This window comes from Moraxella sp. CTOTU46934 (assembly GCF_031979465.1).
GTDB classification, from domain to species: Bacteria; Pseudomonadota; Gammaproteobacteria; order Pseudomonadales; family Moraxellaceae; genus Faucicola; species Faucicola tetraodonis.
The window spans coordinates 97,716-111,082 of the sequence record NZ_DALZEG010000001.1; the positions used below are offsets into that span (position 1 = coordinate 97,716).

Annotated in this window: 8 protein-coding genes and 3 tRNA genes; 10 read left to right on the forward strand and 1 reads right to left on the reverse strand. The window is 45.1% G+C overall.

Going from position 1 to position 13,367, the window contains the following annotated elements; all coding sequences use genetic code 11:
- Positions 1-53 precede the first annotated feature (53 nt).
- The 10 genes from RTN07_RS00425 to RTN07_RS00470 all read left to right on the forward strand — a co-directional run bounded on the left by RTN07_RS00425 (position 54) and on the right by RTN07_RS00470 (position 12,090).
- Complete coding sequence (locus tag RTN07_RS00425; protein WP_312174718.1) at positions 54-1,037, forward strand: hypothetical protein; 984 nt, start codon at positions 54-56, stop codon at positions 1,035-1,037.
- Positions 1,038-1,259: 222 nt separating this feature from the next.
- On the forward strand, positions 1,260-5,729 hold the full coding sequence (gltB, locus tag RTN07_RS00430) for a glutamate synthase large subunit (RefSeq protein ID WP_312174720.1): 4,470 nt from the start codon (positions 1,260-1,262) through the stop codon (positions 5,727-5,729).
- Positions 5,730-5,893: 164 nt separating this feature from the next.
- On the forward strand, positions 5,894-7,315 hold the full coding sequence (locus RTN07_RS00435) for an FAD-dependent oxidoreductase (protein WP_095356380.1): 1,422 nt from the start codon (positions 5,894-5,896) through the stop codon (positions 7,313-7,315).
- A gap of 149 nt (positions 7,316-7,464) precedes the next feature.
- Positions 7,465-8,013, forward strand: coding sequence for a tyrosine-protein phosphatase (locus tag RTN07_RS00440; protein ID WP_050324010.1), 549 nt, complete (start codon positions 7,465-7,467; stop codon positions 8,011-8,013).
- 33 nt (positions 8,014-8,046) lie between these two features.
- Positions 8,047-9,486: a lipopolysaccharide biosynthesis protein gene (locus tag RTN07_RS00445; RefSeq protein WP_312174721.1), complete on the forward strand. Its 1,440-nt coding sequence runs from the start codon at positions 8,047-8,049 to the stop codon at positions 9,484-9,486.
- A 190-nt stretch (positions 9,487-9,676) separates the two neighbouring features.
- Positions 9,677-10,813 (forward strand): quinolinate synthase NadA, encoded by a 1,137-nt coding sequence (nadA, locus tag RTN07_RS00450; protein ID WP_159675984.1) that lies wholly within the window; start codon positions 9,677-9,679, stop codon positions 10,811-10,813.
- Positions 10,814-10,966: 153 nt separating this feature from the next.
- A tRNA-Pro gene (locus RTN07_RS00455) sits at positions 10,967-11,043 on the forward strand.
- 62 nt (positions 11,044-11,105) lie between these two features.
- A tRNA-Arg gene (locus tag RTN07_RS00460) sits at positions 11,106-11,179 on the forward strand.
- A 31-nt stretch (positions 11,180-11,210) separates the two neighbouring features.
- Positions 11,211-11,286 (forward strand) — tRNA-His (locus RTN07_RS00465).
- 243 nt (positions 11,287-11,529) lie between these two features.
- Positions 11,530-12,090 carry a hypothetical protein gene (locus RTN07_RS00470; RefSeq protein ID WP_312174723.1) on the forward strand — a complete coding sequence of 187 codons (561 nt, stop codon included), beginning with the start codon at positions 11,530-11,532 and terminating at the stop codon, positions 12,088-12,090.
- A 143-nt stretch (positions 12,091-12,233) separates the two neighbouring features.
- On the opposite strand, the gene nagZ is transcribed toward RTN07_RS00470, so the two are convergent.
- Entirely contained in the window at positions 12,234-13,274 is a 1,041-nt protein-coding gene (nagZ, locus tag RTN07_RS00475) for a beta-N-acetylhexosaminidase (RefSeq protein ID WP_062334157.1), read from the reverse strand.
- Between the last annotated feature and the right edge of the window lie 93 nt (positions 13,275-13,367).

Below are 13,367 nucleotides of genomic sequence, written 5' to 3' on the forward strand. Positions count from 1 at the left end.
GGGTTAAAGCGTCCTATCGGGCGTTAACCTTACTTCAGACAGAAGGTTGTTTTATGGTGCATTCTTTATCTACGCTGTATCGTTCATGGGCATTTAAAGTGACCACTTGGCTGATTTTAGCGGCGATTGCAGGCGGCTTGACGGTCATGGTGTGGATTGCTTCTGCAGTAAAGCCTGCCAAAAGTGCGGTGAAAGCGGCGAGTAATGCCAATCAAAATCAAGATCCCACCGCGCTACTATTGGCCAAAACACCTGAAGAGCTTAATACTGAAGTTAGACCCATCAAATTTGATGCGGTGATTCGTGATATGCGTAACTATCCCAAAGAATTTAAGGACAGTCGCTTTATCAAGGCCAATAACGGTAAATGGACCGTTCAAGTCATGAACGTGGTGGAGCACGAAGTGGTCACCGATTACCTAAATAGCCGTGACGATCGTGATAAATTTAATTATTTTCGTATCGTCGATGCGCATAACCAAAAACGCTTTGTGGTCACCTATGGGGTATTTGGCTCAGTACAAGAAGCGGTTGGCGCGGCTAAAGTAGTGAATTTTAATTTACCAAAAGAGGTCAAAGCATTTCCTGAAGAATTTAAAATGTATGCCCCACAAATGGATGAGTATGAAATCGCGCCACCCCTTCGTGATGTCGGTAAGACAGCCGCGCGAGAAGTCAAGCTAAACGCCACACCAAAATTGTTGCCTGCGCCAAAAGCCAACGTTGAACGGCAACCACAAGCTGCGACCCCCACAGCAGCAGAACCAAAACGCGTAGCGCCAAAAACCAGCATTGAAAAGTCAGTCAATCCGCAAGAGACCCTTTCTATTCAAGAAGGTAAAGTGATTGCTGAAAGCAACAGTAACGATTCAAATGCCACCCGTTCAGAACCAAAAGTTATCAATAGCAAGAATGATAATGCTGACGTTAAACCCAAACAAACCCACAGCAAGCCGTCTGAAGAAAAGCCAAAATCCAAAGATGCCTCAAAGGATAGCATGGGCGAGTTAATTAACCAAAAGTCCCAAGCTAACTAGTGAGGTTAGACGTGTTGGTTAGTTTTGGGATTCAAATAACAGTGGATTTTTTTACCCTTTTTCGTTAATATAACGAAGGGTATCATTTTGATTTCTTATGGTATATATAGATAACAAACATGACAGTTATCTATTCCAATCTTTTATGATTCAATAGCAAACATTGCACATATTTATAGTATGCCCATTTCTTTGCTACCAGCTTGTTAAGGGAACACGCTTATGTCTTCAAATCAGTATTCAGATCAGCATAATCTTTACCAACCCGATGTGTTCAAAGACAACTGTGGGTTTGGTTTGATTGCGCATACCCATGGTGAAGCTAGTCATGACTTAGTGCAAACAGCGATTCATAGTTTAAGCTGTATGACCCACCGCGGTGGCGTGGCAGCCGATGGTAAGACAGGCGATGGTTGTGGTCTATTGATTGCGACGCCCAAAGTATTTTTTAAAAAAATTGCTTCAGACAATGGCTTTACCCTAAACGAAATTTTTGCCGTCGGCACGGTATTTGTTAACCTTGATAAAGCGTTAGCACAGCATAGCCAAGATACACTAAGCCAAGCGATTGAAGCACAAGGTTTGCTAGTCGCTGGCTGGCGTGATGTGCCGGTTGATTTAAGTATCGTCGGTGACATTGCCCGTGAATCACTCCCGGGCTTTAAACAAATTTTAGTCAATTGCCCAATCAATATGGACGAGGCAACCTTTAACCGTAAATTATTCGTTGCACGCCGCAAAGCAGAAATCGAACTGAAAGATGACCCATTATTTTATGTGACGTCATTGACCTCACAAGTGGTTATCTATAAAGGCTTGGTTATGCCTGCCGATTTACCCGCGTTCTTCTTGGATTTGCAAGACGAACGTTTGGCGTCACACATTGTGGTATTCCACCAACGTTTCTCAACCAATACCCTGCCAAGATGGCCACTAGCCCAGCCTTTTCGCTATCTTGCCCACAATGGTGAATTAAACACGATTGATGGTAACCGTGACTGGGCAGTCGCTCGTACGCCAAAATTTGTCACCGATTTGATTCCAGAGCTGCAAGAATTACAGCCACTCGTCAACCGTGTGGGCTCTGACTCATCAAGCTTAGACAATATGCTTGAAGTACTGGTGTCAGGGGGCATGGATTTATTCCGTGCGCTTTCTATCCTTGTGCCACCCGCTTGGCAAAATGTTGACACGATGGACATGGATTTACGCGCGTTTTATGAGTTTTACTCACAGCACATGGAAGCGTGGGATGGTCCAGCCGGTCTAGTGATCCAAGATGGTCGCTATGCGGTTTGTATGCTTGACCGCAATGGTTTACGTCCCTCACGTTGGGTGACTACCAAAAATGGCTATATCACCGTGGCTTCAGAAATCGGTACTTGGGATTATCAGCCTGAAGACGTGATTGCTAAAGGTCGCGTCGGACCGGGTCAAATGCTAGTGATTGATACCGAAACTGGTAACATCATGGACACCAAAGCAGTGGGTCGTCAGCTGAAAAAAGCCCACCCATATCGCCTATGGTTACGGGAAAATGCGGTACGTCTACGGGATGATGAACAGCTAGAAGAAAAAGCTTACGAGCAACGTGAAACAGGGGAGAACCTGTTAGCACTGCAAAAAATGTTTCATATCACCAATGAAGAACGCACAGAAATCATCCGTCCTTCAGCCGAAAACGGTCAAGAAGCCGTTGGTTCAATGGGGGATGACACCCCGATGGCGGTACTGTCAAAACAAGTTCGTCACGTGGCTGATTTCTTCCGGCAACAATTTGCTCAAGTTACCAACCCACCAATCGATCCTCTGCGCGAAGCGATTGTGATGTCATTGGAAACTTGTTTGGGTAGCGAAAAAAATATTTTTGAACCCACGCCAGACCATGCCAACCGTATCGTGTTGTCATCGCCTGTGTTGTCATCGAGCAAAATGATGCAACTACGCAGCGTCACAAAACCAGGTTTTGAAATTGAAACCATTGATTTAAATTATGATGAATCAATGCCATTAGATGATGCCATCAGAAACATCTGTGAGCAAGCTGCCCAAGCGGTACGTGCAGGTAAAGTACTGATTGTATTATCTGACCGCAATATTGAAAAAGGTAAAGTACCTGCCAATGCCATTATGGTGACAGGTGCGGTGCATCATCACTTGATTAATGTGGGTTTACGCGCAGATGCCAACTTAATCATCGAGACAGGTTTGGTACGTGATTCGCACCAATTAGCGGTCTTGTTAGGGTTTGGCGCCACTGCGGTTTATCCATACTTGGCTTACAATGTGATTGCAGACTTGGTCGATAAAGGCGACTTGCTTGGTGACCCGTTGTACGCCAAAAACAACTTCCGAAAAAGCTTGGATAAAGGCTTATTAAAAATCCTATCAAAAATGGGTATTTCTACCGTTTCTTCTTATCGCGGCGCGCAATTGTTTGAAGCCGTGGGTTTATCAGAAGAAGTGGTTGAGCTTTGCTTTACTGGGGTTGAAAGCCGTATCTCAGGTGCCACGTTTGAAGACTTGGCGATTGACCAACAAATCTTGGCAAAAAATGCCTTTACCAAGCGTGTACCGCTTGACCAAGGCGGCTTGTTAAAATTCGTCTTTAATAAAGAATACCACGCTTTCAACCCAGATGTGATTCAAGCGCTACATAAAGCGGTACGCACGGGCGACTACGACAACTACAAAGAATATGCGTCTATTGTCAACAGCCGCCCTGTAGCGACGTTACGTGATTTGTTGCAGTTAGATACCAGTAAATCCATCAGTGTTGATGACGTTGAGCCCATTGAACAAATCCTAAAACGCTTTGACTCAGCAGGTATGTCATTAGGCGCCTTGTCGCCAGAAGCACACGAGGCGATTGCAACCGCGATGAACACGATTGGCGGACGTTCAAACTCGGGTGAGGGCGGTGAAGATCCCACACGTTATGGCACGATTCGTAATTCAAAAATCAAACAAGTCGCCTCAGGTCGTTTTGGGGTCACACCGGCCTACCTGCGTTCTGCAGAAGTGATGCAGATTAAAATCGCGCAGGGGGCAAAACCCGGTGAAGGCGGTCAGTTACCCGGTGGTAAAGTAAATAGCTTAATTGCGCGTTTGCGTTACTCAGTGCCAGGTGTGACCTTGATTTCACCACCCCCACATCATGATATTTATTCGATTGAAGACTTGGCGCAGCTAATTTTTGACTTAAAACAAGTCAATCCAAACGCGCTTGTGTCAGTCAAATTGGTGTCGCGCCCAGGCGTAGGTACCATTGCAACGGGTGTGGCAAAAGCGTATGCCGACTTGATTACCATTTCAGGGTATGATGGTGGTACCGCAGCGTCTCCTTTGTCATCAATTCACTATGCAGGTTCGCCTTGGGAGCTAGGTTTATCTGAAGCGCACCAATCGCTTCGTGTCAACGGGTTACGTCATAAAGTACGCGTGCAAACAGATGGTGGTTTAAAAACGGGTTTAGACGTAGTAAAAGCAGCAATACTGGGAGCAGAAAGTTTTGGTTTTGGTACCACGCCAATGATTGCCGTGGGCTGTAAATACCTGCGTATCTGTCACCTAAACAACTGTCCAACGGGTGTGGCAACGCAAAAATCAGAACTGCGCGATGAGCATTTCATCGGTGAAGCCGAAATGCTGATTAATTTCTTTAGATTTGTGGCACAAGAAACCCGCGAGTGGTTGGCGGCATTGGGCGTGCGTTCAATGGAAGAGCTTGTGGGTCGCACCGACTTACTATCAGTCATGTCAGGCAGCACCAACAAGCAACAACACTTGAACCTAGCGCCGCTATTATTTACCCATAGCAAAGGCGATGGCAAACCACAAACCTGCCAAGTTGAGCGCAATGAGCCATTTGACAAAGGCTTGCTCGCTGAACAAATGGTTATCGATATGATGGATACCATCAAATCAGCCAAAGGCGGTGACTTTAGCTATCGTATCGGCAACTGTGACCGTTCTATCGGTGCGCGTATCTCAGGGGAGATTGCTGCGCTGCATGGCAACAATGGTATGGCAAGCGCGCCAATCAACTTGCACTTAACCGGCACTGCGGGTCAAAGTTTAGGTGTGTGGAATGCAGGCGGCTTAAACATTAAGCTTGAAGGGGATGCCAACGACTACGTCGGTAAAGGCATGGCAGGGGGTGAAATCGTGATTTACCCACCAAAAGGTTCGACTTTTGCTAGCCAACAAACCGCTATCATCGGTAACACGTGTCTGTATGGTGCCACAAGCGGTCATCTGTATGCGGCAGGTACTGCAGGTGAACGTTTTGCGGTGCGTAATTCAGGTTGTTTTGCGGTTGTTGAAGGTACCGGCGACCACTGCTGTGAATACATGACCGGCGGTGTGGTGACGGTGTTGGGTAAAACAGGGCTAAACTTCGGTGCCGGTATGACAGGCGGTTTTGCTTATGTGCTTGATTTAGATGGCGATTTCTTTGACCGTTGTAACCATGAGCTTATCGATATGCATCGTATCTCAAGTGAGCAAACAGAAAATCACCGTATCAACTTGATGTCGATTATCAAAACACACGTGGCAAAAACAGGTAGCCAATGGGGTCAAACCATCCTTGACGACTTTGAGCATTATGTTCGTAAGTTCTATTTGGTCAAACCAAAAGCCGCGAACATTACTTCGCTACTAAAAACGACCATAGCAGACCCACAATAAGCGATTGTGTAGCATAATTTGATGATATTGGATTGCTAAAGGTAGCGCGTGACCAGCGCTCTACCTTTAACTTAAATTTTAAAAGTTCGCTGTCAAGCAGGTCGGTATACAGTGAATCGCTGGATACCACTCACTTAGGAGCATTGCTTTAGGAGCATTGGGGCATGGCAAAACGATTACACAACGATTTTCAGTTTTTAGACGTCGCACGTGTCGACCCTTCAAAAAAAGACATTAATACCCGTACTCACGAGTTTGTTGAGATTTACTATCCCTTTGAGCAAGACAAGGTAACTGACCAAGCGCACCGCTGTCTTGAATGTGGTAACCCTTATTGTGAATGGAAATGTCCCGTTCACAACTACATTCCAAACTGGTTAAAACTGGCTACCGAAGGTCATATTTTCCAAGCGGCAGATTTATGCCACCAAACCAACACGTTGCCAGAAGTCTGTGGGCGAGTATGTCCCCAAGACCGTTTGTGTGAAGGGGCTTGTACTCTCAATGACGGCTTTGGGGCGGTCACCATTGGTAACGTGGAAAAATACATCACCGATACTGCGTTTGCGCTAGGCTGGCGTCCAGATATGAGCGGTGTGACTTGGACGGATAAAAAAGTTGCGGTGATTGGCGCAGGTCCTGCCGGTCTTGGCTGTGCTGACATATTAGTACGTAATGGCGTCAAACCTGTGGTATTTGACAAACGCCCTGAAATTGGCGGACTACTGACCTTTGGTATTCCAGAATTCAAAATGGAAAAAAATGTCATGCGTCGCCGCCGCGAAGTCTTCGAAAGCATGGGCATTGAATTTCGTTTAAATACCGAGATCGGTAAAGATGTCACTATTGATGAGTTACTCTCTGAGTATGACGCGGTGTTTATGGGTATGGGTACCTATACCTATATGCGTGGCGGTTATGCCGGCGAAGAGTTATCCGGCGTGTATGATGCGCTTGATTTTTTAATCGCAAACGTCAACCGCTGCCAAGGTTGGGAAACGAACCCACAAGAGTACATCGACTTACAAGGCAAAAAAGTGGTCGTCCTTGGCGGTGGTGATACCGCGATGGACTGTAACCGTACCAGTATCCGCCAAGGTGCAACTTCTGTGACTTGTGCCTACCGCCGTGATGAAGAGAATATGCCAGGCTCACGCCGTGAAGTGCGTAACGCGCGCGAAGAAGGCGTACAGTTTTTATTTAACCGTCAGCCGATTGAAATTATCGGTTTAAACGGTAAAGTAACGGGCGTAAAAGTAGTGACCACTAAACTTGGCGAACCTGATAACCGTGGTCGCCGCAGCCCAGAGCCTATTCCCAATTCAGAAGAAATCTTGCCAGCCGATGCGGTGATTATGGCATTTGGTTTCCGTACTAGCCCGGCTGATTGGTTTACCACCCAAGGCATTGAGATGGATAATAGTGGACGGGTGATTGCGCCTGAATTACAAACCTATAAGTACCAAACTAAGAATCCAAAAATCTTCGCAGGTGGCGATATGGTTCGGGGTTCAGACTTGGTGGTAACCGCGATTTGGGAAGGTCGTGAGGCTGCTAAAGGTATCCTAGATTACCTGGATGTTTAAGCGTGAACCTTCTTTAGCTAAGGATTGCTGTTAATTACGCCAAAAAAACCCAATATTGATTGGGTTTTTTTACAGCTAAATTTCGGTGCGTTTTTGTCCACTTTGGGCTATTATGTCGCATAAATTCATCATACTACTAGGTCAATGACATGCCATTTGCACAGCATTTTCGTCCCGCTACTTGGGCAAAATTACGGTGTCAACATGCCAATCTTTATCAAATCGATGAGCAACTGTTTCGTAGTGAGCAGCTGACGCCCGATGATATCGGTATTATCCGGCAGTACGGCATCAATACGCTTATCAATTTACGATTTTTTGATCGCGATGATAACGAAGAAAATTTAGCCAATTTACCGCTGACCTTTATCAATCACCCATTGATGACTTGGGCAATCAAGCCGCAGCAACTTGCTGAAATTTTGTATGATATTTTGTGGCACCAAGCGCGTGGCGACAAGGTGCTCGTGCATTGTTATCATGGCTCAGATCGCACCGGTATTACCGTTGCTATGTATCGCATTTTGGTACAAAACTGGACGATTGAACATGCCAAAATTGAAATGCAGGACGGCGGGTATGGCTTTCACTGGATTTGGATTAATATCAGCAATTTATTGACCGAGAAAAAAGTGGAAGAAGTGCAACATGCCTTATTAGCACTACAACGCCAAAAGCCTATTATTAGCCAACCTTAAAACCCATCAAGCGACATTAACTTTGGATAGCCTGTGAATATCAAACGACTGTTAGGTGAAACCATTATTTATGGTATCGGTGCGATTTTACCCCGTGTCATTACCTTTTTACTCAATCCGTTGTATATCAATTACATCGATAAAGAAGCCTTTGCTATCTTTACTAGTCTATATGCCTGGATTGCTTTTATCAATATTGTGCTCACTTTTGGTTTTGAAACATCTTATTTTCGCTTTTCAGGAGAAGATAAAACAGGCGCCGCCGAAAAAAATGTGTTTAGCACGGCGTTTTGGTTTATTGCCATGTTGGCAGGCGGTTTTTTGGTCATGGTGTTGCTGTTTAGCAATCCATTATCAATCCTGATGGATTATGGCAGTCATCCTGAATTTTTGCGTTGGTTTGCTTGGATTGCATTTTTTGATGCGATTTGTACCATTCCGTTTGCTTGGCTACGTTATCACAACCAGCCTGTGAAGTATTCGGTGGTGCGGGTGGTGTCGATTTTGATACAGACTGTGGTGGTTATTGCGCTATTTCGCTTTGTGCCCATTGAGGCTGCCAAAAGTTTCGGTTTGACTGAGCAAGTGGCGTATCCGTTCTTTGCCAATTTAGTTGCCAGTCTCGCCACTTTTATGATGCTGTTTCCAATTATCAAAAAAGTACGCTTACATTTTGATAAAGCCTTGTTCAAACGTATGATTCGCTATTCTTATCCGGTCATGCTGGCAGGGTTGGCATTTATGGTGAATGAAAACTTCGATAAAATCATTCAATATTATATGATTGATAAAGGCGATGCGGGGGCATACGGTGGCTGCTATAAATTGGCGGTATTAATGACTTTGTTTGTGACCGCGTATCGGATGGGGATTGAGCCTTTTTTATTCAAACAAATGCACCATGCCAATGCCAAACATACTTATGCGATGATGACAGAGTACTTTGCTTTATTTGCATCGGTGGTGGCGCTTGGGATTATTGCCAATATTTCATGGCTCAAACGGTTATTTATCACCGATCCCAGTTATTGGACAGCGATTAATATCGTACCGATTATCGTCATTGCGAACCTATGTTTTGGGATTTATTACAACTTATCAACTTGGTATAAGGTAACTGACCGTACTGGGATTGGCTCAGCCATCTCGTGGTTTGGGGCGGGACTGACTATTTTGCTCCATATGCTGTTTTTAAAACAATACGGCTTTATGGTGTCGGCGTGGGTGACGCTTTTTGTTTATTTCCTCATGATGATAGTATCGTACGCGCTTGGACAGCATTTTTATCCGATACCTTACCGAACCAAAAAAATCGTTTTCTTTTTGGGCACGCTGATGCTGTTTAGTGTGATAATCGTCAGTGCTTTTCAAATGAATTTTTGGTTATCCAATACCTTATTACTTGTCTATATTGGGTTAATTGGCTATAGCGAGCGCGCGCTGTTAAAACGTTTGGTAAAAGCAAAAGCGTAACGATTGAGCCTTAATAAGATTTTAATTGGTCCCAGTATTTAATTTAGCCAAATTACCCTTATATCAATTACTAGTCGCAATTGATTCACCTTGCGCAAGAAAGTTTGCTATAGTAACAGCAGGAGAATCAATGAATTGCTACTTACCTGTGATAGACATGGGTAAGTCATATCATGAGAAGGAGTTTTTCATGCAACAATCAAGTACGCCACAAGCAACTACCCAGCTAGCCAATCCTTTATTAGCGAATAATGAGCAACTGGTAGCAGTGTCTGCCAAAGATATTGTCAAACAACATCTCGATAAGCTCGGTATACCCCAAGATATTCAGATTGACGATGCCGAATTTGCAGAAAAAAAACAGCGCATTGCCGATTTGTTAAAACTGCATAATGCCACGTTGATTGCTCACTATTACACCGACCCAAAAATCCAAGCAATTGCGGAAGCCACAGGCGGTATCGTGTCGGATAGTTTAGAGATGGCGCGGTTTGGGCGTGATAGTGATGCTGATGTGCTGATTGTTGCAGGTGTCAAATTCATGGGTGAGACTGCTAAAATCCTAAGCCCAGCAAAAACGGTATTAATGCCAACCCTAGAAGCCACTTGCTCACTAGATTTGGGTTGTCCGATTGAAGATTTTAGCGCGTTTTGTGACCAACATCCTGACCGTACTGTGGTCGTGTATGCCAACACCTCAGCGGCTGTTAAAGCGCGGGCAGATTGGGTGGTGACATCGAGTATCGCGGTTGAGCTCATTGACCATCTAGACAGCCAAGGTGAAAAAATCATTTGGGCGCCTGACCAGCATTTGGGGCGTTATATTCAGCAAAAAGTGGGCGCAGATATGCTACTGTGGGATGGCGCTTGTATTGTGCATGAAGAGTTCCGTAGCCGCAGCCTAAAAACTATGAAAGAGATGTACCCCGATGCGGCGGTGCTAGTGCACCCAGAATCACCGATTGAGATGACCCAAATGGCAGATGCCGTGGGTAGCACCAGTCAGCTGATTAAAGCGGCGCAAACCCTGCCGCACAAGATGTTCATCGTCGCGACCGATCGCGGTATTTTTTATAAAATGCAGCAAGCGGCACCAGATAAGGTGTTTATCGAAGCGCCGACGCGTGGCGAAGGTGCAACCTGTCGTTCATGTGCGCACTGCCCGTGGATGGCGATGAATGATTTAGACCAAATCATCCATGCACTGGAGAAAGTAGGCACGCCTGACGCCGTACCGCACGAGATTTTTGTTGATGCGCAGCTAATCGAACAAGCTAAAAAACCCCTAGATCGTATGCTCGCGTTTGGCGCCACGCTCAAAAAATAGACATTAAAAACCATTGTCTGTTTTTAAAATATTGAAAAAAGTCGTTGACAGCCTAACTAACTTGCTTTAATATACGCACCACTTAGCGATGATAGCCTTTAAGCTCACTATTGCTAAGGTATTGAAGTAACAATTAAAGCCTAGTTAGGCAATCGGAGTGTAGCACAGCTTGGTAGTGCACCTGGTTTGGGACCAGGGGGTCGAAGGTTCGAATCCTTTCACTCCGACCATTCATTCTTTAAACTTACCCAAGTTGAAAAGATGAATCAAGAGCCGAGCAGGCTTTTTTTATGCGCCTGTAGCTCAGTTGGATAGAGCACCCGCCTTCTAAGTGGGTGGTCACAGGTTCGAATCCTGTCAGGCGCGCATTTTGCTAGTCTGTAAAACCTACCTTATGGCGGATGTAGCTCAGTTGGTAGAGCCCCGGGTTGTGATCTCGGTTGTCGTGGGTTCGAGTCCCATCATTCGCCCCATATTCTAAAAAAGCCCCTAATTCAATGAATTAGGGGCTTTTTTTATGCCTTATCTATTTATCGCGTTTGCAAATTTGTTATAAAAAACAACGTTTGGGCTACACTTTTTTAGGATGAACAATTATCTACTCTATATACTAGGGTCATATAGTGTACTAGAAGATAAGCTCGTAAAGATAAATTGCCAATAGCGTAACTTTACCTGATAACAAACCTAAAATAAAATCGCGTGAGGCCCGTAATATGATACGAAGTACAACGATGTTTTATCAACTTGCTATGACCTGTGTTGCGATAATTGGCTGCATAGTTGTCAATACTGCCCAAGCGGCTACTAGGCTGCCAAAATCACCTTGGCAATCGCATGCGTCACTCAAAAGTAGCCAAGTTAGCCCAATTTACCACCAGCAATGGCGACAATCTGATTATAAATATTGCCCAATTTTAGCCATTGCTAATCATTCATCAGTCAATATCAAAACTGCGCAATCACGCGCTGCCAATTTTTCAGGTGGCTTTGCGGTGGCGTATGACTTAAAGAATTTTAAAGGCAGGCCTTTGCGCAGTGCTTACGGCGTAGCGAATGCAGGTACCACATCTAAGCATGACTTGTATCAGGGCTGGGCATATCGTAAAAACTATGCCGATGGCAGTTATGTGACGCTTGGGCGAGAGGGCAATAACCCACAGGGTAAAATGCTGGCTTATATAGTGCTGAACAATGGCTGTTTTTATAACATTTGGAGTGAGTTAAGTAGTGAGCATTTGCAAAAACTGATTGGCCAATTACGCTATGTCAATTGATGAATCAAAATATAGCTAAAAAAATAGCTATGAAAAAGTAGCCATAAAAAAAGCAACGTTGCCGCGTTGCTTTTTTAAAAGGTGCTTTTTTTCGAATTTGTTTTTAAAGTTGCTCGTTTCAAATTTTCTTGTTTTAAGCAAATTCATGCAAAGAAATTTTCTAGCACTTTACGCTGACTGCTTTGCCAATGTGACCAGTCTTTGGCTGAGTCGGCCAGTGAGCCCCGCCAGCCTTTGATATTGCCTTTCATGCTAGATAACCGATGTTGGCTGGTGGTATTGAGCAGTGTCGGCTGTTTTTGCAAACGCTCAAGCGCAACCAAGGCAGCAGGGCGGTCATTACACAATAATCCCATATCGCAACCTGCTGTTAAAGCAGCCGCAATACGGTCACCTGCGTCACCTGCAACATGTGCCGCTTTCATCGACAGGTCATCGGAGAACAATACCCCATTAAACCCTAATTTGCCACGGATAATTTGTTGCAGCCAAATCGATGAAAACCCTGCAGGTTTGTTATCAACTGTGCTAAATACCACATGAGCGGGCATGAGCGCATCTAGTAGCGGCTTGTTGCGAATAAATGGCTGCATATCGTATTGGCGAATCTCATCATAACTGCGCTCATCGGTGGCATCGTCCACATGAGAATCAGGGGCAACTGAGCCGTGACCGGGAAAATGCTTGCCCGTGGTTGCCATTCCTGCAAGCTTCATCCCACGCATGAATTCAGCAGATAAGGCGGTGATTGCAATCGGATGGGCGTGAAACGCACGATCACCAATGACGCGGCTCACCCCATTGATATCAAGTACAGGCGCAAAACTAAAATCAATCCCAACCGCTAGGACTTCGCTTGCCATCAAATAGCCCGCACAATAAGCAAGATCAAGCGCAGTGATAGGGTCATGCTCAAACCTTTCACCGAGTTTACCCATTGCAGGTAGCGGCGAAAAACCCGCGCGTAAGCGAGCGACACGTCCACCTTCTTGGTCAACCGCAATTAAAATATTGGGCTTGATGGCACGCATACTATCGGTCAGTTCGCGTACTTGCTCAGGGCTTTCTACATTGCGCCCAAACAAAATCACGCCGCCAACTTCCGGTTGGCGTAGCAGTGCTTCGTCTGCTAGGCTAAGCGCTGTGCCTTCAATATCGAGCATGAGTTGGCCGACTGCTTGCATGCGGTAATCCTTCTGGGTATTGCTTGCCGCCAACTGTTAATTAATTTTAGTTTTAGGCAGAAAAATTTTGAAAAAACATAGCATACGCTTTTT

Excerpts from the sequence above, each read along its gene's own strand:
- RTN07_RS00440 (WP_050324010.1), top strand. The coding sequence starts at position 7,465 with ATGCCATTTGCACAGCATTTTCGTCCCGCTACTTGGGCAAAATTACGG.
- nagZ (WP_062334157.1), bottom strand. The coding sequence starts at position 13,274 with ATGCAAGCAGTCGGCCAACTCATGCTCGATATTGAAGGCACAGCGCTT.
- RTN07_RS00470 (WP_312174723.1), top strand. The coding sequence starts at position 11,530 with ATGATACGAAGTACAACGATGTTTTATCAACTTGCTATGACCTGTGTT.
- nadA (WP_159675984.1), top strand. The coding sequence starts at position 9,677 with ATGCAACAATCAAGTACGCCACAAGCAACTACCCAGCTAGCCAATCCT.
- RTN07_RS00435 (WP_095356380.1), top strand. The coding sequence starts at position 5,894 with ATGGCAAAACGATTACACAACGATTTTCAGTTTTTAGACGTCGCACGT.
- gltB (WP_312174720.1), top strand. The coding sequence starts at position 1,260 with ATGTCTTCAAATCAGTATTCAGATCAGCATAATCTTTACCAACCCGAT.
- RTN07_RS00425 (WP_312174718.1), top strand. The coding sequence starts at position 54 with ATGGTGCATTCTTTATCTACGCTGTATCGTTCATGGGCATTTAAAGTG.